The 24,540-nt window shown below is 38.8% G+C and carries 21 protein-coding genes; 2 read left to right on the top strand and 19 right to left on the bottom strand.

Annotated features, from left to right (window positions below):
* Positions 1-61: 61 nt before the first annotated feature.
* The 6 genes from OZZ83_RS06855 to OZZ83_RS06830 all read right to left on the bottom strand — a co-directional run bounded on the left by OZZ83_RS06855 (position 62) and on the right by OZZ83_RS06830 (position 7,200).
* Positions 62-919: an LPXTG cell wall anchor domain-containing protein gene (locus tag OZZ83_RS06855; RefSeq protein ID WP_002310702.1), complete on the bottom strand. Its 858-nt coding sequence runs from the start codon at positions 917-919 to the stop codon at positions 62-64.
* Between the two features lie 106 nt (positions 920-1,025).
* Positions 1,026-2,330, bottom strand: a complete 1,305-nt coding sequence (locus tag OZZ83_RS06850; RefSeq protein WP_002310701.1) for a glycosyltransferase family 2 protein — start codon at positions 2,328-2,330, stop codon at positions 1,026-1,028.
* Positions 2,327-2,836, bottom strand: coding sequence for a hypothetical protein (locus tag OZZ83_RS06845; RefSeq protein WP_002310700.1), 510 nt, complete (start codon positions 2,834-2,836; stop codon positions 2,327-2,329). Before OZZ83_RS06845 ends, OZZ83_RS06850 begins: the two co-directional genes overlap by 4 nt.
* A gap of 174 nt (positions 2,837-3,010) precedes the next feature.
* Positions 3,011-5,146 (bottom strand): HelD family protein, encoded by a 2,136-nt coding sequence (locus OZZ83_RS06840; RefSeq protein ID WP_278023689.1) that lies wholly within the window; start codon positions 5,144-5,146, stop codon positions 3,011-3,013.
* Positions 5,147-5,228: 82 nt separating this feature from the next.
* Positions 5,229-6,884 (bottom strand): FAD-dependent oxidoreductase, encoded by a 1,656-nt coding sequence (locus tag OZZ83_RS06835; protein WP_002310698.1) that lies wholly within the window; start codon positions 6,882-6,884, stop codon positions 5,229-5,231.
* A gap of 1 nt (position 6,885) precedes the next feature.
* The gene (locus OZZ83_RS06830) at positions 6,886-7,200 is read right to left on the bottom strand and encodes a rhodanese-like domain-containing protein (protein WP_278023688.1); all 315 of its coding nucleotides are present in this window, start codon (positions 7,198-7,200) and stop codon (positions 6,886-6,888) included.
* A 167-nt stretch (positions 7,201-7,367) separates the two neighbouring features.
* On the opposite strand from OZZ83_RS06830, the gene OZZ83_RS06825 reads away from it, so the two are divergent.
* Together OZZ83_RS06825 and OZZ83_RS06820 are read left to right on the top strand one after the other, a co-directional pair.
* Positions 7,368-7,628, top strand: a complete 261-nt coding sequence (locus OZZ83_RS06825; RefSeq protein WP_002292566.1) for a metal-sensitive transcriptional regulator — start codon at positions 7,368-7,370, stop codon at positions 7,626-7,628.
* A gap of 13 nt (positions 7,629-7,641) precedes the next feature.
* Positions 7,642-7,956 carry a DsrE family protein gene (locus OZZ83_RS06820; protein WP_002330734.1) on the top strand — a complete coding sequence of 105 codons (315 nt, stop codon included), beginning with the start codon at positions 7,642-7,644 and terminating at the stop codon, positions 7,954-7,956.
* 159 nt (positions 7,957-8,115) lie between these two features.
* On the opposite strand, the gene OZZ83_RS06815 is transcribed toward OZZ83_RS06820, so the two are convergent.
* The 13 genes from OZZ83_RS06815 to OZZ83_RS06755 form a co-directional block, all read right to left on the bottom strand.
* Positions 8,116-8,670, bottom strand: coding sequence for a CDP-alcohol phosphatidyltransferase family protein (locus tag OZZ83_RS06815; protein ID WP_002310692.1), 555 nt, complete (start codon positions 8,668-8,670; stop codon positions 8,116-8,118).
* Positions 8,671-8,789: 119 nt separating this feature from the next.
* Entirely contained in the window at positions 8,790-10,718 is a 1,929-nt protein-coding gene (locus OZZ83_RS06810) for an endonuclease MutS2 (protein WP_278023687.1), read from the bottom strand.
* Positions 10,719-11,023: 305 nt separating this feature from the next.
* Positions 11,024-11,740, bottom strand: a complete 717-nt coding sequence (locus tag OZZ83_RS06805; protein WP_002292560.1) for an MIP/aquaporin family protein — start codon at positions 11,738-11,740, stop codon at positions 11,024-11,026.
* Positions 11,741-13,564 (bottom strand): type 1 glycerol-3-phosphate oxidase, encoded by a 1,824-nt coding sequence (gene glpO / locus OZZ83_RS06800; RefSeq protein ID WP_278023686.1) that lies wholly within the window; start codon positions 13,562-13,564, stop codon positions 11,741-11,743. It lies immediately after the preceding gene.
* Positions 13,565-13,577: 13 nt separating this feature from the next.
* On the bottom strand, positions 13,578-15,074 hold the full coding sequence (gene glpK, locus OZZ83_RS06795) for a glycerol kinase GlpK (protein WP_002314031.1): 1,497 nt from the start codon (positions 15,072-15,074) through the stop codon (positions 13,578-13,580).
* 136 nt (positions 15,075-15,210) lie between these two features.
* Positions 15,211-16,671 carry a helix-turn-helix domain-containing protein gene (locus OZZ83_RS06790; protein WP_002316639.1) on the bottom strand — a complete coding sequence of 487 codons (1,461 nt, stop codon included), beginning with the start codon at positions 16,669-16,671 and terminating at the stop codon, positions 15,211-15,213.
* Positions 16,661-17,956, bottom strand: a complete 1,296-nt coding sequence (locus tag OZZ83_RS06785) for an NAD(P)/FAD-dependent oxidoreductase (protein ID WP_002335170.1) — start codon at positions 17,954-17,956, stop codon at positions 16,661-16,663. The genes OZZ83_RS06790 and OZZ83_RS06785 overlap by 11 nt, the downstream gene beginning before the upstream one ends.
* A 344-nt stretch (positions 17,957-18,300) precedes the next feature.
* Positions 18,301-18,978, bottom strand: a complete 678-nt coding sequence (locus tag OZZ83_RS06780; RefSeq protein WP_002310684.1) for a type 1 glutamine amidotransferase domain-containing protein — start codon at positions 18,976-18,978, stop codon at positions 18,301-18,303.
* Positions 18,979-19,007: 29 nt separating this feature from the next.
* A complete protein-coding gene (locus OZZ83_RS06775; protein WP_002320708.1) occupies positions 19,008-20,099 on the bottom strand; it encodes an NADH-dependent flavin oxidoreductase in 1,092 nt (363 codons plus the stop codon).
* 102 nt (positions 20,100-20,201) lie between these two features.
* On the bottom strand, positions 20,202-20,636 hold the full coding sequence (locus tag OZZ83_RS06770; RefSeq protein ID WP_002310682.1) for a MarR family winged helix-turn-helix transcriptional regulator: 435 nt from the start codon (positions 20,634-20,636) through the stop codon (positions 20,202-20,204).
* Positions 20,637-20,799: 163 nt separating this feature from the next.
* Complete coding sequence (locus tag OZZ83_RS06765) at positions 20,800-22,422, bottom strand: glycoside hydrolase family 13 protein (protein ID WP_278023685.1); 1,623 nt, start codon at positions 22,420-22,422, stop codon at positions 20,800-20,802.
* Positions 22,423-22,749: 327 nt separating this feature from the next.
* A complete protein-coding gene (locus tag OZZ83_RS06760) occupies positions 22,750-24,063 on the bottom strand; it encodes an NCS2 family permease (protein ID WP_002292548.1) in 1,314 nt (437 codons plus the stop codon).
* Positions 24,064-24,307: 244 nt separating this feature from the next.
* On the bottom strand, positions 24,308-24,532 hold the full coding sequence (locus OZZ83_RS06755; RefSeq protein WP_002345427.1) for a hypothetical protein: 225 nt from the start codon (positions 24,530-24,532) through the stop codon (positions 24,308-24,310).
* Positions 24,533-24,540 lie beyond the last annotated feature (8 nt).

Here is a 24,540-nt window from a genome sequence, read left to right as displayed (position 1 = left end):
ACCCAAGAGTTAGATTTTTCAGTCTAACTTCGAGGTTCACTACCTTCCCATTCTCTCTTTTTTATTTCTTTTTGCGAATGATTCCGTAAACTGCTGCAACTAGCACACCTGTGCCTACGAAGGAATAATTGACAGAAGCTGTTTTTTCATTTGTTTTTGGTAAAGTCTGACTTGTTGATTCGGATGGCTCTGTCGTTTGATGAACTGTTTCTGTCGTGGTTCCAGAGGCCACTGATTTTTCTCCTGCCGAATGCAAAATATCTTTTATTCGTTGGAAACTAGCTGCTAAGTCTGCTTTTTTTGCTTCAAAATCATTAGCAACTGTTTGCGCTTCGCTGATCTTTCCATGGATCGCTTGACTGGCCGCTGTGATATCCGCTTGAGTTTGACTTAGCTTTCCAGAAGCTGTTTGAGCAACCTGATCTAATTGTTGATTGAATTCTTTTGCTTGTTGGATCTTCCCGTCAAGATCTGTTTGGACAGCTTCCGCTTTTGCTTTCGCTTCAGCAAGCTTTTTCTCAAGTTGTGCACGGTCATTTCCCGCTTTATTTTTAAGATCAGCTAAATCTTGATCGATTGCTGCTTGGTCTTCTTTCAATTTGTTTTTTGCAGCTTCTAATGCTTCTTCGAGTTCTTTTCTTTTATTTTCCAAGTCTTGCAAATGATCGATTTGGTCAGAAGAGGTAGAACTATTCGTTGATGTATCTTCTGAAGACGAAATCGTTTCTCCTGAGTTATCTGTCGGTACATTGGAAGTCATTTCTGTTTCTGAGGTTCCTTTTTCAGCATCAGAAGAGCTTATAGTTGTTGAAGGCTCTGTTTGAGCAGGTTCAGAAGTTTCTGCAAAAGCTGTTTGTCCGAAGAAGAAAATACCGAAAACAGCAATCGGCCAGATCAACGGCTTCATTCTTTTTTTCATCACTTTCCCATCCTTACTACTTTTTAACTAATTTCTTATTATAAGCAAAAATGTCTGGAAGAACCATAAACACAATAGGCTGTTTGTCTAAAAAACGGTGCATCTTTTATTTTTTTGTACGTTCCGGACTTTTCCATGTCCCGCTTCCATAACCTAAAATCGTTTTGACCGCTGGAATGAAAGTCGTCACGATCGTTATCGCGTTCACTATCCAGAACAAAAGCATATATAGGGGTGCGAAAAGAAGGTATTTCAATTTTCTTCGTCGATCATCTACAATCAGCGAAGCTAACAACTGGAAAAATCCTGCGACCATTTCAAAGCAGATGAACACAAAACTGAATGTAAAAGTGACATAGATCTGTTCATAGTTTCCTTGGTACACATAATGCCCAATCAATCCAATAAAAAGAATCACGGAAATACAAAAGAATATTGACCAGACAATACTCAATGTTTGATCAATGAAGATGATCGTTCTTCCGATATGTTCAAAAGGATGGAGCATCGCTTTTTTGAAATTCGTCAGCCAGACTTCTGTTCCACCTTTTGCCCAACGTTTTCTTTGTCGATATAGCATCTTCAACGTCACAGGTACTTCCATGAAAAAGATGATCCCAGGAGCAAAAACAGATACCCAATCATTCAACTGATGATCCCAAGCAATACTGATGTCTTCTGTCGCTCGATCTTGTCTGAATCCGCCCACATCGATCAAGGCTTCTTTTCGATACATCGTATTTGCCCCACTGTACGCATAAAGGCCACCGAAAACAGCTGACTGTGTTCGTTTGATAATACCAACGATACTTGAGAATTCAACCGTTTGCGATTTTGCAATCAACTTTGTACGATTTTGGACATCCATATTTGCAGTGACCGCAGCAATATGTCTTGCACCAGGGCGAATAAAATAATTCACATACCTGTTCAGTGCATCTGGCTCCGGTACCGTATCTGCATCATTGCTTAAAATCAATTTCCCTTTTGCAAAGGCAAGTCCGATATTAAACGCATGGGCTTTTCCTTTATTTTTTTCGATCCGAACCACACGAAGATTAGCGTATTTTTTCATCAGTCTGGCTAATATTTCTGGTGTTTGGTCCGTTGAACCATCATCTGTCACTAATACTTCATAGTTGTGATAATTCAATTTCGTCATCAAATACTCGATCGTATCTTCGATCACAATCTCTTCATTATGGGCTGGTACCATGATCGTAATGAACGGTTCGACACCTGATGGAACATCTACCCATTCTTTTTGTTTATGTTTGTATAAAAAAACATAACACCAGACACCAATAAACCATGCAAATCCGCCTAAAATCGGGTAAGAAACGAGAAAAAAATACATGATAGACAAACAAGTATCTAGGAATTGATTACCTGTATGAGTGATTGAGGTCATTTCAGTTCCATCCCATTTTCTTTATACAAATCTGCAATGAGTGTCGTATCTAGATTTTTCTCTTCGGAGACAGAATAAAAACGGACCGTTTCTCTCTCTTCCTTTGTTCCAAAACGTTCCGTATACATTTCTTCAAGTAATTCTTGTCTTTTTTTCAATTCTTCATCTTCATATTCAAAAGACTTATTTACTTTTCTATACAAATTTCGATTGTTCCATCTAGTCAACACAAATGAGATAATCAGGAAGCTGAAAAAGATCAATGCAAAAAAGCCGATGAAGAAATACAGCATTTTCTTTTCCAATAAAAAAGCGTACAAGTAAAAATCTTTGGCTCTTTCTGGTCTCGTCAATGGAAAAAACACCCATATAAAAGGAAGAACAACGATCATCCAACCGAAAAGAGCCACTAGCGTTTGCCAAATTTTCAACCAATAATTACCTTTCGAAAAATACTTATCTTTCACCAAAATCGATGCAACTTCTTCTCTTGTTACTTTTTTCATATCCTCACCTCACATTTTTTGTTACGACGTAGGAGTTTACCATACTTTTCATTTCTTTTCACATAAAGTGTTCCTAAATTTTTCCTAAGAAAAAGAACAAAACATTTCTCATCGGCAAATGAAAAATATTTTGTTCTTTTTATCAGTTGTTCTTTTTATTTTTTTATCTCTTAATTATGTTTCTCTTTCCAATACGACAATGCTTTTCATTCCTCTAGATATCGCCGTGTACATTTGTCTGCGTCTTCTTTGCTCATCTCTATTGTTTTCAAATGGATACAAGATTACATGATCAAATTCTAGTCCTTTTGCTAGACTCAAAGGAATGATCTGGCAGTTTTCTAATCCATATGAACTTTTTTTAATCGATTCTTGTAGCGTTTGGGTCTTCTCTTCTGTTTGGGTGATAATTGCCGCTTTTTCTCCTTTTAGAGAAGCCAAAATCTCAGCTAGTATTTCCAACAATTCTTCAGAGGATTGAAAAGAGCGGTATTCGGGTTCTTTTCCTTGCGGTCGGATCGATACGATGTCGATCTTCTCTTGATCCACAGCATAGGTTTTGAAAAGCTCTGTGATTGCTCCGCTAGAACGGTAACTATTTCTAAGATCATATCGATGGATCGGCAGATGGAAGTCATCGAAACAACGCATAATATCAGCAAAAGTAGTGGAAGAATTAAAGATTGCTTGATTCTCGTCACCTACTAAAGTAAAGTGAGTTTTTGGAAATAATTCAATCAATAGACCTAATTGTGCCAGGGTATAATCTTGTACTTCATCAATCAATAAATAGCGAAACACTGGTACATTTACCTTTTCAACAAGCAAATGATGAATAGCTAATAAAATGACTGCTTCATCAACAGTACGTGTGTGTTGCCAAACATAAGCTGAGCCATATCGTTTTTCATAAATTCTTTCAAACAATCGATGCTCATCCACCCACGCCATTTCTTCGATTTGTCTGGTTATTTTTCGATAGTTTTTTTGTAAAAGTTTCCTTGCATAAGTTGCGATACTTTGTTCCGAATCATCAGAAATCAATTCACCGAATAATTTCAACTGCCTATCTTCTGTCAACGAGAGTACCTGATTCTGCACTGCAGGACTTTTTGCTTGTTTCAAAAGATGGTTCTTCCATTCGCTCATCAGTGCCTTTTTCGTTGCTTGAAGCCTATCGATCAATTTAGGATGAGCAGGAACTTTCTCATATATTTTTTCGATCGTTTTTTTAGAAAGAACTGTTTTTCCATTTTTAGTAAGTCCACGGATAAAATCAGGATGATCTAGAAACAAAGGATCTGATCGTTTTAGATCATCGATATACTCTTTACTACGCAAATGTTCTGCTTGCTCTGATACATTTTCTTTCGTGATACGTTTGAAATAAGCTTCTTCACCTTCTATTTCCTCTGCTGAAAGCTGTGAAACCAGCTGCAAGATGGTTAGATTCAGTGGATTTCTTTCGCCTAATGATGGTAGGACATTCGAGATATAGTCGATGAACCGATGATTAGGCGATAGAATCAGCAAGTCATCAGATGTCATCGTATCTCGATATAAATAGAGCAGATACGCAATACGCTGCATGATAGCAGAGGTTTTACCACTTCCTGCTACGCCATTTACCAAGATATTTTGACTTTTCACATCCCGAATGATTGTGTTTTGTTCCGATTGGATCGTAGCAGTGATAGCCTTCATTTCATTGGTTTCATCTTGACCTAACACTTCTAATAACACATCGTCTTGGATAGCTACAGACGTATCAAAAAACTTGACCAAACGATCTCTTTCCAAAATAAATTGTCGTCTTTCTTTGATAACCGTATCGATTTTATTTTGACGAACCGTATAAGAAGACGGACCAATCACGTTATTGTAAAAAAGTTCGGCAATTGGTGAACGCCAATCATAAACAAGATTTTCATCTACATCATCTGTGAAATTTGCTGTACCGATATAAAAGGATTCTTTTGGCTCATTATCCAGAAAGTCTACAATGACTTTTCCAAAATAGGGACTTTTCAATAAACGTTCGATCTTTGCCAGCTGATTTTCTGCGTTTTTCTGTTTGATATTCATCTGATCGATTTCTCTATTTTTCATTTCAATCATCGAAAAAGTATCCAGGTTATCTAAGTAACTGTCAAAATTCAATCGAAGCTCGCCAGCCATTTCTTTCAGCGACTGGTTTCCTTCTATTTTTGCCGTATCCATCGATTCACGCAGTTCGTTTCTTTTATCGATTAGCTTTTGATACACATTCTTCAGATATGCTTCTTCTAACTGCTTTTGTGTGTCGACCATACACATTCTCCTCTTTTTTTAAAGTGGTGGAACCGATTAGTTTACCTCTTTTAAGAGTCGAATGCAAGCTTTTTAACGAGTATCATTTGTTAGGATATATCAGTTCTTCAGGTCGGACAGTTTGATATAAAGAAAATGCTCCATCAAGGTTTTTTACGTGGTAGCCAGACTGCTTCAAGATTCTTTCTGCTAGATAGCTACGTAAGCCGCTATGACAGCTGACGATATATTCTTGTTGACTGTCTAATTCATTTAATCGGTCCCGAAGTTCATTCAAAGGGATATGTTTGGCTTCCTTGAATTTGCCTTTTTCCAATTCTTCTGCTGTTCGCACATCTAATAAAATTTTTCCTTTGGCTAATTCTGTTGGCAATTCATGCCATTGTACGGTTTCACTAAGCCCTTCTGCAATGTTCATTGCTGCATATCCTAGCATGTTTACTGGATCTTTGGCTGAGCCAAATGGCGGTGCATACGTCAATTCTAACTCCGGCAAATCGAAGATCGTCAAATGCCCTTTGATTGCTGTTGCTAAAATATCGATCCGTTTATCCACACCTTTTGCCCCAACACCTTGTGCACCATAAATCTCGCCAGTCTCTGGATGGAAGATCAACTTCAGTAAAATATCTGTTGCTTCTGGATAATAGCTTGCATGATCTTTTCCTGACACATGAACGACTTCAAAAGACAGCTCGTTTTCTTTGGCTGTTCTTTCACTTAATCCGGTGGATGCGGCGGTCATTCCAAATGTTCGTATAATTGCTGTTCCAATACTGCCTTGATTTCTTCGAGAAATTCCGGAAATCGTGTCTGCAACTTGTCTACCTTGACGATTGGCTGGTGAAGCAAGAGAAATAAGTGCATCTTTTCCAGTGATTAGCTGTTTTACAACGATAGCATCCCCCACCGCATAAATATCAGGAATATTCGTTTGATATCGTTCGTCTACTAGGATACCCCCGCGTATACCTAATTCGATTCCAGCGGTCACTGCTAACTGGTTATCAGGACGAACACCAATGGATAAAATAACTAAATCAGCAGGGATGGTACGCCCGTCATCCAGTCGCAATCGTTTCCCGTGGTCTTCAAATCTAGCGACAGCATGAGAAGTAATCACTTCTACTCCTTGATGAGACAATTCTTTTTCTATAAAAGCTGCCATTTCTTCATCCAGTGTCGGAAGAATATGCGGCGCTTGTTCGATCACCATGACTTCTAAACCTCTTTTTTTTAGGTTTTCTGCCATTTCCAATCCGATGAATCCTGCACCAACGATCACGGCACGGTTTGGCTGTTTTTCTAACGCATGCATCACTTTATCGATGTCTGGTACATTTCTAATAGAAAAAACATTGTCGGCTTCTGTTATCCCTGGAATTGACGGAACAACTGGTTTTGCGCCAGGAGATAAAACCAATACATCGTACTGTTCCAGGTGTTTTTGACCTCCATGTACGACTTCTACTGTTTTGTTTTCAGGAAAGATAGCTGTCACTTCATGGTTTGGACGCACATCTAAACAAAAACGAGCAGCTAATGATTCTGGCGTTTGGACCAGAAGATTTTCCCGGTCACTGATTTCACCCGAAAGATAATAAGGCAAGCCGCAATTTGCAAAAGAAACATACGGTCCTTTTTCAAAAACAATGATTTCTGCATCTTCCATTAAACGGCGAAGCCGTGTAGCAGCAGACATCCCACCCGCTACACCTCCGACAATAACGATTTTCATCTTATTTCCCTCCTACTGTTCGATCAAACCATTGATTCATACCGCCACGTACATTCACCACATCATAACCAGATTTCTTTAATTCTTTTGCTGCTTGTTTACTCCTCATCCCTGATTGACAAATCACATAAACGGTCTTTTCTTTGTCTCCATCATATCTGTTTATGCCTTGTAATGGAATATTTTTAGCTCCTTTTATATGCCCACTCCGGTATTCTACAGGTGTTCTAACATCAAGTAATACTGGCTTTTCTAAAAGCTTTTCCTTTAATTCTGGGACTGTTATCGATTTTATGGGTTGAAATAACAAACTCATTTTCTGCACCTCATTTATATTTTATAAATACCTTATGGGGTATATTAAACAAGAGCTTTCTTATTCTGTCAACCAGAATGACTCTTCATTTTTTTACTGCTTTTTATATTTGCATAAAATACCGATTAGGGGTATTATCGAGTTATAAAAATGGAGGAGAATGTGCTATGGAGATTGAGAATAAAAATATCCTGAACCGTTTGAAACGTACAGAGGGACAAATTCGTGGTATCCAAAAAATGATCGAAGATGAAAAAGAATGTATGGATGTCATCACTCAATTAAGCGCTGTTCGTTCTAGCATTGATCGCGTAATGGGAATGATCGTTGCAGATAATCTGAAAAATTGCTTTGAAAATCCTGATAGTAATCCAGAAGAACAAGCAGCTAAATTAGAGCAAGCAATCAAGATGATTATTAAAAAGTAAAGGAATGATTTCAATGAAAGTCGTTTTCCATATTGATGAATTAGAAAAATGGTCAGAAACAGGGAAAAACGTAAAAAACCTGATAAAAGCTTCTCCTGAAACGACGATCGTCGTTTCCGTCAACGGCATCGCGATTACCGGTTATCTAGACTCTGCCAATGCAGAATTCTTAAATTTGAAAGAAGTCGTTTTTCACGCTTGTGCGAATGCTATGCGTGCTAATCATGTTTCAGAAAGTTCTTTACCTGAACAAGTAATCGTTGTACCAGCAGGTGTACTTGATTTAGTTGAACTGCAATCCCAAGGTTATGCTTATATCAAGCCCTAGTCAGTAGAGGTTGTGATCCTACCATTTAACTCCGAGTTACAAGAAATAATATTAAAAACAACTTTTCATGTTTTTGGTTTGGTTGGCTTATTATCGAGAAGTAGCTATTGGAAGTCTATTTATCAAAAAAAGGAGTGCGACATAGGTCACACCCCTTCTTTATTTTCTTTGAAACATCTTTCGGTACTCGACAGCATACAAGATAAAAGATTGTAAAAGACCGTAAGTGATGACGGCAAAAATGACTCTCACCCACAGCGTTGGTAATTCTGGGAAAAGCAACAAAAGGATCATGCCAACATAGATGACAGCAGTCGCTACTTTGCCATACCACTTCGCACCACTTAATTTGATATTTTTAGATAGCCCGATTAATCCAGCTACAAACATAAAGCCTTCTTTTATCAAGAATAGACCAAACAATAGCCAAAGCCACGGTCGATACCATGCCATAGACAAAATCAGGAAAAGTTGTGTCAATTTATCTGCAAACGGATCAAGTACCTTCCCTAAGTCTGTTACCTGATTATATCTCCGAGCAATGACCCCATCTAAATAATCAGACAATCCTGAGACAACAATTATCGTGCCTGCTACATAAAACGACTGTCTCAGCACAAAATAAAGATAAATCGGCAGCAAGAGAATACGGAATATCGATAAAAGATTCGGAATCGTTTGGATTTCTTTACGCCAGTTTGTGCTTATTTTCATTTGACCGACCCACCTCCTCAGCACTCTTTTTTATTTTAGCTTACATAGAGAATAAAACCAATGATTTTACTGCTGTTATTTTTTTGCAATCACTGATCATATGAGTTGGTCTGAAATAATCACTTGCTTTTTTCATCTTTTGCTCTTCTTTCTTCCTGTCGTTTACGCATTTCTTTTACTAACGCTTTATGGGCTTTTTTTGATCCTCGCTCTAGGTCACGCTGCTGTTTCCGTGTTTTAAAATCGATAAACAGACTGTCTAAATCGTAACCTGTCGGGTACAGATTTTCTGCTGAACGCACCAGACGAACACGCTGACGAGGCACACGGATCATTTCTTTTTCTAAATATACGGCAATCGTATCTTCACCTATATCCTCATAAACTAATGCTTCTTTTTGGTATTCATTCACAAATATTCGATCGCCTTTTGCAAAGAGCTGGCGTTCTTTTTTATTGTCCTTCCTAGTTATAACTGCTGTCTTAGGAGGAAATTCTTTTTTCTGTGTCCGGTAGGCTTTTTCCTCCAGGTAACGCTCTGCTTGCTGGATCAATTTCATAGACATAGCCATTTTATGTGCAATCCATAAAGCTTGGCTTTCTCCTGTTTCTCCAACACGCAATTGATATTTAGGACGAAGTGCTTCCCGATCGAAAGCCATAGCAGCCGGCACAAAATCTTCATGATCCCTGGCAAATTTCTTAATTTCTCCATAATGGGTCGTGGCAATGATCAATGCCCCCTGCTCATACATAGATTCCATGATTGCAATCGCTAATGCAGCCCCTTCATTTGGCTCTGTTCCACTGCCAATCTCATCCAGAAGTACCAATGTATTCCTTTTTATCTTTTTCAAAATAGCAGCGATGTTTTGCATATGACCAGAAAATGTGCTCAACGCATTTTCTAAATTTTGGTGGTCACCGACATCGACGAAAACCTCATCAAAGACAGCAAGCTCTGTCCCTTCTTTTGCCGGAACTTGCATGCCGAACATCGCCATCAAAGTCAATAAACCGACCGTCTTCAACACGACTGTTTTACCGCCGGCATTTGCTCCAGTGATAATCAAGCCTCGATAGTCTTTACCGATTTCAATATCCAATGGTACCGCATGATCAGGTAAAAATGGATGTCTGCCTTGTTTGATGACGATATGTTCTGATTTATTCATTTTAGGCGTGATCCCATTGATTTCTCGACTGAGTTTTGCCCGAGCAAAAATGATATCTAATACCGTCATCGTTTCGATCAATAAATCGATTGCTTCTTCATTTTCTGCAATAGCACCAGTCAATGCAGCCAGAACTTGATATTCTTCACTGATTTCTTCAGCTTTTAACAATTGATAGTGTTCATTCAGTTTAGAAACCACAGTCGGTTCAATAAAAACCGTCGTTCCTTTGTTCGATTCATCGATGATTGTCCCATCTACTTTATTTTTATAGCTGACTTTGATAGGAATCGTATAATATTCACCTTTTTGAACGATCATTGCTTCTTGGATCATTTCTTTGTTTTTCGGATGACGTAAGAATTTCAGCAATTTTGACTGGATTTCTTTTTCGATTATTTGTAATTGTTTGCGTACTTTACGCAGATTACGTGAAGCATCGTCACTGACTTTATTATTTTTTATTTTTTGGTCAATCAACTCTTCTACATTTATCAAATCAGGAAGATGCTTGCTATAAGCAAACAACAAAGGTGCCTGGTATTGATTCTTATCAAAAAACTTTGTGATCATCCGACTGCTTCTTAGAAAATCCGCATATTCGATCAAATCAGCGGGCGACAGAACCAACCCTTTTTTGACTTGTTCTGTCAGTGTATCGATCCTCGGCAATCCCATAAATGGAACATGCTGACTACTTTCTAAGATCAAGCGTGCTTCTCTTGTTTCTTCTTGACGATCTAAGACGGTTTGTAGGTTTGTCGAGGCCGTCATATTGTTGATTCGTTTTTTGCTATAGTTTCCGATTGCTCTTGCTTGGATTTCCTTTTTGATCCGATCAAATTGTAATTGACTAATCATTTCGTTGTTCATACTCTCTCCTTTTCTTGAAGAGATACCTGTCCCAAAATAAATAAGGGCCTAGAGATAAATAAAAGGATAGAACACAGCTTAAAAAAGTCATGTCCTATCCTCATTAGAATACAAAGATATTGTTTTCCTGACAGGTACCGTTTCATAAGCACACCAAATAAACCTTGTTTATTGGCTATTCGACTTACTGATTAGATACCAGCTACACTCACAAAACATTCCCCATTCTTCTAGGTCTTATTTATTTTCCACTTAACTATAGCAAGACGCCTTTTGATTGTCAAACCTTAGTATGTTTTATAGACTTACACCATTAACGAATAGACACCTACCGCGATAATTGCTCCAATCATTGGGCCTGCAATTGGTACCCATGAATATGCCCAATCTGAAGTTCCTTTATTAGCTATTGGCAATACCGCATGTGCTAATCGAGGACCAAAGTCCCGAGCAGGGTTGATTGCGTATCCTGTTGGTCCTCCTAATGAAAGACCGATAGCTAAGATCAATCCACCTACAGCGAATACGTTCGTTCCAGGTGCAAATTCGTTTTGTCCAAAAGCTAGCAACCCAAGAACTAATACAAATGTACCAATTAATTCTGTGATTACATTTGCTGGATAATTCCGTATAGCAGGACCTGTTGCAAACGTGCCTAAAATCGCACTTTCATCTTTCGTTGCATTCCAATGTGGCAAATAAGAAAGCCAAACAAGAATGGCCCCTGCAAAAGCTCCTAAAACTTGCGCAATGATGAAAGGAACGACAAGATTCCAACTAATTGCCCCTGTCATCGCCATAGCTAGAGAGACTGCAGGATTCAAATGAGCTGGGCCCATGAATCCAGAAATATAGACAGCCATTGTTACAGCGAGTCCCCAACCAAATGCGATGACAATCCAGCCAGAAGCTTGTGCTTTACTTTTGTTTAGATTCACAGCTGCACACACACCATCTCCAAGCAAGACTAGGATCAATGTCCCAATAAACTCCCCCATGATTTGAGTCATATCACTGTTCATTTATTTCTCCCCCTTTAGTTCCCGCAGATCTGATTCTGCGATCAATGCTTCTAAACGTTTAGTCTGTTGCGCTTTCTCTTCTTCTGTCCACCCAAAATACCCAGCAATTGCATCGATCACAGGTTGCTTGATCTCATCCAGCTGATCTCGTTCAAACAACAGATGATTCGTCCGACGAATGAGATAATCACCTGGGGCTAAAACCATTTCTTCTTCTAAGCCATAACGTAACCGAGCTGACTCAGCGAGACTCAAACCAGGATAAGGTGCCATTTCTTTTGCTAATTCAAAGATACGTCGAGCATTAGTCCCGTAAAAATCAGCGATATAAGTAGCATCTTCTTCCTCTAAACCGGCTGCTACTCCTTCTTTTGCTAATTCCTTCACTGTTTCTTCTAATTTCGTTGGATCGAAATTTCCACCTGAAATCTGATATTTTTTAGAGTCGATTTCTTTCGTCTCTATTCCGTATTCTTCTTTTAACAGCTGACGAATCAATCGTAAAGCTCCTTCTGCCATCTTACGGTAATCGGTGATTTTCCCACCTGATAAAGTCAGCAATCCATCTGGTTCTCTTTCTAAAGAACTACCTCTGGAAATCGTAGAAGGTGCTTTTTCATCACGGCTGTTTTCCAAATGGTTCAACACATCTTCTACTTCAGCACGTGAAACTTTATTTTCCTTATATTCACTCACTGTATCAACTACTTTATTGAAGCTCTTATCTGAAATCGATCCATTATCTCCACCATTATAATCAGAACCAGAATTACCAATCAATAGTGGACGAAGTCCTGCCCAGCTTGCTTCGATATCTGCCAATGTGATATTTGCTTCTGGATAGCGATGGTTGATTACATCCAATAGATAATCCACATCTTCTTGTGTGACTTTCGGATCCGTAAAGTCTCCTTGGTAATCCGTATCTGTTGTGCCAAAGTAAGTCTTGTTTTCTCTTGGGATAGCAAAGACCATCCGCCCATCTTGTTTTCCTGTATCGAAGTATGTGGGTTGTGGTACAGGCAGTTTTTTCGCATCTACGACTAAATGGATCCCTTTGGTTGGACGCATTTTAGGAGAGACTGGACGCGTAAAATTCAAGTTCCGTACTTTATCTACCCAAGGACCACTCGTATTGATCACTAATTTTGCTTTGATCTCGATCACTTCATCTGTCAGCAGATCACGAGCTTTGACGCCAACGATTTGATCGCCCTCATATAATAAGCCAACCGCTTTCATTTTACTTACTAGATAAGCCCCATCTTCTGCAGCTTTTTTGATATTATCGATCACTAAACGGGCATCATTGTTGCGGAAATCAAGGTAAACACCTGCACCTTTTAGTCCTTCTTTTTTCAAAAATGGTTCTCTTTCCAATACTTCTTCTGGTGTCAGGGTATAGTTCTCATATTTAGTTCCTGTCACATTTGCCAGTTTGTCGTAAAGGTCCATTGCTACTTTGACGGAGAACATATTGAAGGTTGTTGCTCCTTCATCATCATAGATTGGTAAAAGCATTGGATCTGGTTTTGGGATGTGTGGGGCAATACCTTGTACGACTGCACGTTCACCAACTGTGTCAGCTACTACTTCCACATCAAATGTTTTCAGATAACGAATACCGCCATGCACAAGTTTGGTCGAGCGAGAGGACGTCCCTTCTGCAAAATCTTGCATTTCGATCAATCCTGTTTTGATTCCTGATGCTGCTGCTTGGACTGCCACACCGGCACCAGTGATTCCGCCACCGATGATCAACAGATCCAATTCTTCTTGCTTCATTTTTTGAATGCTATCTTGTCTTGTCTTGTTTGAAAACATATGGATTTCCTCCTTATTCAAATGCTTGGGTAGCTTTTACTGCTTTTTTCCAGCCATTGTAAAGTTTTTCTCGGCGCTCTTCCTCCATTTGAACTTCAAATAACTTACCAGCTTCATAAAATTCGCGGATCTCATCTGTATCTTTCCAATAACCGACAGCTAATCCTGCTAAAAATGCTGCCCCTAGTGCTGTTGTTTCCAAGTTTTCTGCTCGTTGGATCGGTACATTCAAGATATCTGTTTGGAATTGCATCAGATATTCATTATTTGCTGCACCGCCATCCACTTTCAATACAGGAATATTGATTCCAGTGTCATCTTGCATCGTATCGATGATATCTCTCACTTGATAGGCAATCGACTGCAAAGTAGCTTTAATGATATCTTCTTTTGTCGTTCCACGTGTCAAACCAAACATAGCCCCTCGCGCTGACTGATCCCAATAAGGAGCCCCCAGTCCAACAAATGCAGGAACAACATAGACCTCATCTTCGTTTGTGGAGCGTTTTGCCGCGTCTTCCGAATCACTAGCTTTTTGCAACATTTGAAGTCCATCTCTCAGCCATTGAATCGAAGAACCAGCCACAAAAATACTTCCTTCTAAAGCATAGTACACCTTTCCATTTATGCCGTAACCAATTGTCGTCAATAAATTATTTTTGGATAATTGCGGTTTTTCACCGGTATTCATGACAATAAATGAACCTGTACCATAAGTATTCTTGACCATCCCTGGTTCGAATGCCATTTGTCCGAATAATGCAGCTTGCTGGTCTCCTGCCATCCCTGAAATTGGTGCTTCGCTTCCATAAAAATGATAACCTTGCGTATAACCATAAACTTCTGAGTTAGAAGTAACTTTTGGTAACATCACTCGAGGAATATTCAATAAATCCAAAATTTCCTGATCCCAATCTAGCTGATGGATATTGAACAACATCGTCCGACTGGCATTCGAGTAATCAGTAACATGTGCTTGTCCATCGGTCAGTTTCCATACTAACCACGAATCAATCGTTCCAAACATTAACTCGCCTTTTTCAGCGCGTTCTTGCGCACCTTCTACATGATCAAGAATCCAGCGAATCTTCGTTGCTGAGAAATAGGCATCGATCACTAGTCCTGTTTTTTCGTGGAAAAATTCTTGATATCCTTCATTTTTTAAGTTATCTGCAATTCCAGCTGATTGTCTGGATTGCCAAACAACTGCATGATAGATTGGACGTCCTGTATCTTTTTCCCAGATTACTGTTGTTTCACGCTGGTTCGTTATGCCAATCCCAGCAATCTGGTTTGGTTTGATCCCTGATTCGATGAAAGCTCCGGCAATAACTGACTGTACAGAATTCCAGATTTCATTTGCATCATGTTCAACCCAGCTTTCTTGCGGGAAATATTGCGTGAACTCTTTTTGAGAACTGCCGATATGTCTTCCTTTCTTGTCAAAGATAATTGCTCGTGAGCTAGTTGTACCTTGGTCAATCGCCATGATATACGTTGGTTCTGTCATTGTGATTCCCTCCATTATCTGCAAACGCTTTCTTTAACTACTTTTATCATACTACTCATTTAAAAAAAGAAACTGTCAAAATTTTATTCGTTTTTTCTTTTTTTTGACAGTTTTTCATTATGATGCTAGTTTTTGATTAATTCTTTTCTTTTTTCAACATTTCTATTCTTCTTTTCAATCGGATAATGTCATAAGGCGACGCAAATTCTGATAGATAATATTCACTCTGTTGCTTGTTTCTCTGACAAAACGTTATGACCAAATCATAGTTTTTTCCTTCTTCATAACTTTCAATCTCAATACCGCTGACTCCTCTCAGTTCTCTGATCAGATACTGTTGGAAAGCAATACGATAAATAGGCAAACTTTCTAAATCGATCCCTATCACTACTGGTTTCGCAATATAAAAATCGATCATCAAAAGAACATTGGCATACTGGATCATCAGATAACTAAGTGCACTGTCTTCGGCGCTTTTCCTTGGCAATTGCTGCATCGCTGTTTCCTGCAGTTTCTCCAATAGCTGTGTTAAGGAATGCCCAAGCATTTTTTGCTGCTGCTCCAAAAGCCGATCACGCTCGTAGACTTCGATCTTTCCAACAAAGAAAAACCATTCATTGTTGATTTGTGAAATTTGGTAGCCTACTGCTTTTTCCTCTTTGATTTTCAAACGACGAGGACGATAATGCCATAGCATCGTTTCCCGAATATAAGTATCCAAAACAGCTGTGGGTAACTTTTTGCTCCGTGTCAAATCATATTGATAAAATATTTCTTCGTCTACTATCGAAAAAGAAACAAAAAAGCTGTAAAACATCATTGTTTCGTATACATTCAGTTCTGCTGCTGTTCGACTAAGATGCATCACGATGATTGGATCGATTGCTTGATAAAGCCGATCCGACTGATAGAGTAATTTCTTTTCTTCCAAAGTTGCGTACGTACTTTTTTCATTCAATAGTCTTTTTTTCGTGATCCCGAGCCAGCAAGCAATCTGTGCTTCTGCTGATGCCGTAAACGTCGTTTCTAATACGCGACCCAATCCTAGAATGAATGGTCTTTTTTCTGGTGTATTTTGCAAAAAAAACGGTCGTTGGTCTTCCGGGATATATTGGAATAATTCATAATAAAAATATCGGATCTGTAGCTCTTCTCCGTATAATTGACCGTTTTTGATTTGTAATCCAAATTCCTCTAAGAGCTGGTTCAATTCTTTGATTTTTCGAAAAACAGAAGACTCACTGATATTAAACGCTGTCGCTAATCGAACGATGGATACTTGCTGGTGTTCTAATAAATAGACAAGCATTTTAAACTTCAAGCTTTCCTGTAATAAAAACAAAAGAATTTTTTCCAAACTGACATCTTCGTCCAACACAAGCAGCGCCTGATACTCGTTTCGCTGTACTTCTACTTTTTTTCCCATCATCCGGCCAATCAATTCAATATCTTCCAAATATTGATCAAAAGAAGTTTTTGACAGTTGGACATGCTCTCTCAATCCATTGATAGAGGCTGTTCCCCCTTGCAGAACAAGGTTTCGCAAAATCAGGATCTGTAACTGCTCTTTTCTTTCTAATAATGCTTCAATCTTCATAGGCAGTATTCGCCACCTTTGACCACACCATATCAGGCACACGATATTCTGGCTGGAAAAACAGCTCATGTTCTTCTAACTGTTCGAACGTCCAGCCTTCTTCTACTGCGATTGTCAGTTGGTCAAGAAGATGGAACATTTCTTTTCTGCTTTGGAGCTGTGCTCCAAGAATCTTTTTTTCAGAATCAAATAGGAATTTGATTTTGACTTTGCTTTGGTTTATTGCTGCAAGCTTGTATTCCGCGTACCCTGTTTCAATTTTTTGGGGATAAAAAATGCTTTCTTCTTCTGTCATACCTACGCTTCCTAAGAAATAGCCAAACCACTGATTGCCGACTGGTCGGTAGGTTCCCTGATCCTTTGTCGCGGAGCCGCTAATTGTCTTGCTGACATTTCGCGCTGTACGGACAGCGTTGTTTACTAGAGAAACGTACATTTTTTCATTTGTTGGGCGAAAAGTGACTTGGATTGCATCGCCAATTGCATAGACGTCTTTTTGAGACGTTTGCAAATAGTCATCTACCCAGATCGTTCCATCATCATTCAATGTTAATTGTTCTTCCCACATCTGATTGTCGGGGCGAGAATGGTTAGCCAGCAAAACAAGATCATAGTTTTCCCTTCTTCTTTCCGTCTCTACTACAGCGGTTTCATTTTCGGATAAAGATACGACTTGCTCTTCTAAGAAAAGCGATATCCCTTGATTTTTCATTTCCTTTACTAACGGTTCCGTCATTTCAGGGTCTAGGTAACGAAAAAGAATCGACTTTCGACTTTCATAAAGATGGATTTGTGTTTTTCCTGATGCTAACCCTTCAGCTATTTCGATCCCTGCTTGACCTGCTCCAATGATGGCAATTTTTTTTGCATCCATGATCTTTTGCTGAAGAGAAGCTATGTTTTGTATCTTTTTAACTGAGTGAATGAATCTTGCTTCTGCAGGAACATTTCGAAAATTTTGATTTGAGCCAGTCGCCAAAATCAAACGGTCAAAATCCAGTTTGTCTCCTCCTGCTAAAATGACTTTCTTTTCTTCCAATCCTATTACCGTCTTTTCTGTGTAAACATGGATACGATAGCGGTCAATCAGCTCTTCTTTGGTGATCCAAGAAAGTTGTTTTTCACTGGTGACCTTTCCTTTTACTATCAGATTGAATCCGCTGGGAATCCACCCTAACTTCGATTGCTTTTCAATCAAATATATTTCACTTGTTGGTATCAATTGGCGAAGATAAATAGCCGCATGAATCCCTGCAAACGACCCGCCGACAATTACAATGTTCATCTGCATTCCTCTTTCTTATTAAGTGTGCGACTGCCAACATGGGCTGAAATCACAATGTTCTTAAACCACGTTTACTCATTCCTATGATCCATAGCAGCGTAGCAGAACACACTCTCTCCATCCTACCGTGTGACTAGGTCTGCTTCTCAGTAATAAATTAGTTGACCTAATTGAAGAGTATCATTTCTGAAGAGATGTTTCAAAAAATGTACTCTTAGAAAGGCAAAAAACTCGCCTTTTGCGTACCTCTGTCCAAATAGGAAACAGAAAAGAACGAAAAGACGAGTTTTAGCGTGTGTAATGTAATAGTTAGAATAGACCTATCATTTTTATGTTGACAATTTTTAATGCTTTAATGCTTCAACCACTACTTCGCCCAATTGATGAGCAGATTGAGGGTTTTGCCCTGTAAGAAGACGTCCATCGATTTGAACGACTTCTGAAAAAGCTGGACCTGACTGATAGTCAGCTCCTTTTTCTTTCAAAGCATCTTCTGCTAAGAATGGTACTTCATTCGTTGTACCATTGGCTTCCTCTTCTTCATTACTGAATCCAGTCACTGTGCGTCCAGCTAAAATAGACTTTCCAGATTCATCTGTAACTGGCAACAATCCGACAACACCGTGACAAACAGCTGAGACCAGTCCTTCATTTCGATAGATTTGTGAAGCAACTTTCCCAAGATCTGTTGCTTCTGGAAAATCCCACATTGTTCCGTGGCCACCAGCATAATAAACTGCTGCATAATCTTTTGCATCCACATCATCAGGACGTAAGGTATTTCCCAAGGCCCGATTTCTGAAATCTTCATCTTTATAATAGGCCCAATCAATTTCATCCATATTCAAAACGCTTTGCGGTTCTAAAGGTACATATCCACCTTTAGGACTGACAAAATCTGCATCGATTCCATTTTTTACTAATACATCATAAAAATGAGTTAGTTCACTTAACCACAAACCTGTAGGACGCTCGATCTTTTCGTACTTTTCTACATTTGTTAATACGATCAATACTTTCATTTTTCCATCCTCTTTCTATAAAAATTGAGTTATTGATAACGTGCTTTCAAGAAATTATATAATGGACTTGGCAAATAAAGCTCTTTATATGCTTCTTCAAAAGGTTTCGTTACAAATTCATCCTCACGGTTTTCCAATAACTTCTCTGCCCAGTCAGGATCGACGATCATTTGCTGTCCAATTGCTGCAAGTTCTGCATATTTCAGTACTTGCTCTACATCTTTGCGAGTACGGATGCCTCCAACACCAATTAAAGGGATCTTTCCTTGGATCGTGTCGTGGACAGCTTCAAGAATCGACTGATCGCTGTATTTATCAGAACGGGCTCTTCGATCATACGCATTTAATGAAACATGCAGATAATCTAGTTTTGTCTCACGTAATCGTTCAAGAAGCCAGATCGTGTCTTCAAAACGAATACCTGGTGTTTCATATTCTTCTGGTGAGAAACGATACCCTACGATGAATGGTTTTTTTGCATATTTTTCAACCGTTGAGAAAACCGTTGTTAATAATTCGTCAATAAAACGATAGCGATTTTCTAAGCTACCGCCCCATTGATCCTCTCGTCTATTCGAATGTGGAGAGAAAAATTGTTGAATCAAATACGTATTTGCTCCATGCAACTCGATACCATCAAATCCTGATTCAATCGCTCTGCGTGTGGCTTCGCCAAATGCTTGGATTGTTTCTTTGATTTCATTTTCACTTAATGCTCGCGGTGTTTCTGCATCAGGTCGTTCCGCTGCAACTGCACTTGCAGATACAGGCTGTTCTCCGGATAGAGTAGCTCGACTAGTCATTCGTCCACCGTGGAAAATCTGAACAATCGCTTTTGCACCGTCTCCTTGGATTGCTTTAGCTAGTTCACTTAACCGAGGAATCATTTCATCATGAGCGATGCTCAGTTCACCTGGCCAACCTTTTCCGATATCTTGGACATTTGCAGCACCAGTAATAACAGCACCAAGTCCTTTAGAACGTTGTTTATAATAAGTAATCTCATCTTCGGTGATCACACCATTGAAGAAGCTGAGTTGTGTCGTCATAGGCGACAGCATCAATCGATTCTTCAATTGAACTCCTGAAGGTAAAGTAATTGATTGATCAAATTGTGACATTGTTATTCCTCCCATGAATTGCTCTAATTAACCTATCGAGAATCATCTATCATTAAACCACTCGATTAGTTGTACATGCAACTATTTTGCTTAAAAAAATTTTTATTTTTTTTGTAACTTATCTGTTGCTTCATTCATTATCTCGGCTAATTCTTTACTTGCTTCATTTCCCAAGACTGCTTTGTACGACTGATGGAGTTCTTCCCAGCTACCATCGACTTCCTTAGTAAATTGGCGTCCTTGTTCTGTAAGATAAACCAATGACAAGCGTCCTTCGCTAACTGTTTTGACGTATCCTTTATATTCTAATTTTTCAACAAAACGAGCGATTGTTGAAGGCGCAGAATAGAGCATTTGCGCAATATCTTTTTGCGGTATACCATCTTTTTCTTTTAATATCAATAAAATAAATCCATATGTTGGTGCCAGGCCTGTTTTTCTAAATGCTTCATCAGCTAATTTATTCAACATGCGATCAAGCTTTTTCACACTAAAGAAAAGACATTCATCCAACGCTTTTTCAATTGGCTTTTCCATTTCATCCCCTCCATTGGCGTACATATCATAGTATGATTTTTATTTTTTGTCAAAAAACACGGAGTAATGACCGCCTCCTCTGTTTAGTTTTGAGAAAAAGAAGTTGTGACAAAAAATATGTCACAACTTCTCGGTAATACGTTTCAATCAAATAAGCTTTTCTTTATTTTACTTCCACCACAAATGCTTCATATGGTCGTAACTCAACTTTGCCGTCTGGTAACTGTTTCAGAGGATAATTTGATACAATAACCCTTAAAGCTTCACGTGGAACAGTGAACACCTCTTTTTCACTGGATATATTGCAAACAACGAGCCATCGCTGGTCTTCATATGTGCGAGAATAGGCAAAGATATGCTCTGGCGTCTCTTCTACTAATTCATAGTCACCCCAGACGATGATGTCGTGTTTTCTACGCAAATCGATCAATTTTTTGTACATATAAAAAACAGATTTTTGATCTGCTAACGCTTCTTCTGCATTGATTTCTTTATAATTTGGGTTGACTCGAAGCCATGGAATTCCCATAGTAAACCCAGCATGTTCACTGGCGTTCCATTGCATAGGCGTCCTAGCATTGTCTCTTCCTTTCGCATTGATTGATTCCAAGATTTCCTCTTTTGTAAATCCAGAAGAAATCCTTTCGTTATACATATTGATTGTCTCAATATCTTTTGCTTCCGCGATATCATCAATTGGGCAATTCGTCATGCCTAATTCTTCTCCTTGATAGATATAAGGAGTGCCTTTCATCATATGAAGCAAGATAGCAAACATCTTGGCACTTTCTTTTCGATACATATCGTCATTTCCCCAACGAGAAACAATTCGCGGGAGATCATGATTATTCCAAAATAAACTATTCCATCCTTCATCCCCCAAAGAAGTTTGCCATTTCGATAATACTTTTTTCAGTTCAGAGATACTTAAAGGTTTCAAATCCCATTTGTCTTTGCCTTCTTGCTGATCTAATCCTATGTGTTCGAATTGGAAGATCATGGATAATTCCTTTCTTTTAGGATTGGAATAAAGTTTAGCAATCTCGGTAGTTGCTCCCCATGTTTCGCCAACGGTCATCAGATTTTTGTCGCCAAAAGTTGCTTGATTCATTTCCTGAAGATACTCATGCAGTTTAGGTCCATTACTTGTGATTTCTTTATCCGGTTCTTTGCCAATCATATCGATCACGTCCATACGAAAGCCACCAATACCTTTGTCGATCCAGAAATTCATCATTTGATAAATCGCTTGGCGAACCTGTTTGTTTTTCCAATTCAAATCAGGTTGACGCTTGCTATACAAGTGCAGAAAATATTGCCCTGTTTGCTCATCCAACTGCCAAGCAGGTCCACTGAATATCGATCGCAATCCATTAGGTTCCTCTCCATTGACTGGATCACGCCAAATATAGTAGTCACGATAAGGATTTTCTTTATTTTTACGTGCCTCAATGAACCACGGGTGTTCATCCGAAGTATGATTCACCACCAGATCCATAACGATACGGATATTTCTTTTCTTTGCTTCTTCAATCAGTTCCTCCAATTCTTCCATCGTACCGAATTCTGCCATGATTGCTTGATAATCACTGATATCATAGCCATTGTCATCATTTGGAGACTCGTACACTGGCGAAAGCCAAATCACATCAATGCCCAAATATGCCAGATAATCCAATCTAGAAATAATCCCTTGCAAGTCTCCAATCCCATCTTGATTTGAATCTTGAAAACTTCTTGGATAGATTTGATAAACAACTGAATGGTGCCACCATTTTCGTTCCATGATTTCCCTCCTATAAATGGATGTTTCTATTTTTCACTTAATCATCTAGTTTAGTTTCTTCCACCAAAAATTGTAACGCTTTCAAACAGTCATTGCACCTTGTTATCGGTAACAGAATAAAACAAAAAAACAGCTGAGGAAATTTCCTCAACTGTTTTTTGAAAGGATTGATTGATGTAGGGAAGAACGCTGATTTCACAACCTCTTTATAAACGGTGTTCACTCAGCTGTCCCTCGGTATTAGCTCAAAAAACGGCAAAATAGGAGGAACTATTTTTTCGTTTTTTGAGCTAATACTCAGGCCAGAACACTGATTTCACAACCTCTTTATTTCACATTCAATATCCACATGAATCCCACGAATACAAAGAACAGACCATACATGATTGGAGATACTTCTTTTCCTCTTTTAGCCGCTAACATCGTAATTGGATAGAAAATAAAACCTAATGCAATCCCATCTGAAATACTATAAGTCAAAGGCATGCCGATCAAGATCAAGAAGGAAGGGATCGCAATCTCTAATTTTCCCCATTCGATTTGACGTAATGATTGAGCCATCAAAACACCTACCATGATCAATGCTGGTGCAGTTACTTGTGAAGTAACAACTGATAGTAATGGAGAAAAGAACAAACCTAACAAGAAAAAGATTCCTGTAGTAATTGCTGTGATTCCTGAGCGTCCTCCAACAGCGATTCCAGCTGACGATTCTACGAATGCACCAACAGGAGAAGTACCTAATAAGGAGCCCGCAAGCATAGCTGTTGAATCAGAAGCTAAAGCTTTCCCTACACGAGGCATCTTGTTGTCTTTCATAAAACCTGCTTGATTTGCTAATCCAACTAAAGTTCCTGCTGTATCAAAGAAAGTCACAAGCAAGAATGTTAGTACTACGACCCACATTTGAAGAGAATTGATGTCCCCTACATGTTTTAACGCAACTAAAAATGTTGGTTTCAAACTTGGTGCTGCGGCAACAATTTCAGAAGGCATTGGAATCAAACCTGTGACCAGACCTAAAATCGTTGTAGCTGCCATCCCAATGAAAATGCCACCTGGTACACGTCGAACAAGCAAGATAGCCGTGACGACTAATCCAAAAATCGTCAACCAAGTAGAACCAACGTTGAGTGATCCTAATCCTACTAATGTAGATTCATTCGAAACGATGATGCCACCTTCGCTCAGACCAAGGAAAGCAATAAATAGACCGATACCACCAGAAATCGCATATTTCAAATCTGCTGGGATCGCATCAATGATCATTTCCCGCAGTTTGAAGATTGTAATCAAAATAAAGATCAAAGAAGCAACGAATACGCCGGACAATGCTGTTTCCCATGGGATCCCCATCCCTAAACAAACAGAATAAGCAAAGAAAGCATTGATCCCAAGAGCAGGTGCCGTTCCAATTGGATAACGGGCTAATACCCCCATCAAAATACAGCCAATCGCACTGGCTAATGCAGTCGCAGTGAACACCGCTCCTTCATCCATTCCAGAAGCGCCTAATACAGTTGGATTTACAAATAAGATATAGGCCATTGAAATAAATGTCGTAAATCCTGCCAGTACCTCACGTTTTACCGTGGTGTTCAATTTTTCTATTTCGAAGTAGGAAAGTATTTTTTCCTTCATCTTCCATCCCCCTAAATCCGAACATTATAAATAAAGTCCGTTAAAATTTCGATTTATTAATAAAACAACGTGTTTTATCATATACTAAAACAAAACATAAGTAAACAAAAAATTCGGATTTTAAGCAAAATCCGAACGTTCCATCTGATTAAATCCCTTTATCTCAAAGTTCATGAACATTCACTTTGGATTACAAGAATTTCTTTATTGTGTTAATAAAGTTTCTTCATTCTAGTCTCAAAAATCAATAGTGTGATTTGATTTTACCATTTCGTTTCTGCTCTTCTTTGATGAATTCTTTTGTATCAACAGGATTTAGGTTATTTAGTCCGACAAAACCTGTATCGACCATTTTTCCCCAACCTTTTGTCTTCTTTTTACCTGATTTGAGATTCCTTGCTCGAAGCTTCTCACTATGTTTTGCTCGCCGATACTTCAAATAACCTTCTAGCCTTCCCATTAGATCCACTGTTTTTC

This window comes from Enterococcus sp. E5-162, from assembly GCF_035725965.1.
GTDB classification, from domain to species: Bacteria; Bacillota; Bacilli; order Lactobacillales; family Enterococcaceae; genus Enterococcus_B; species Enterococcus_B lactis.
This window is presented reverse-complemented; position numbering and strand designations above follow the sequence as displayed.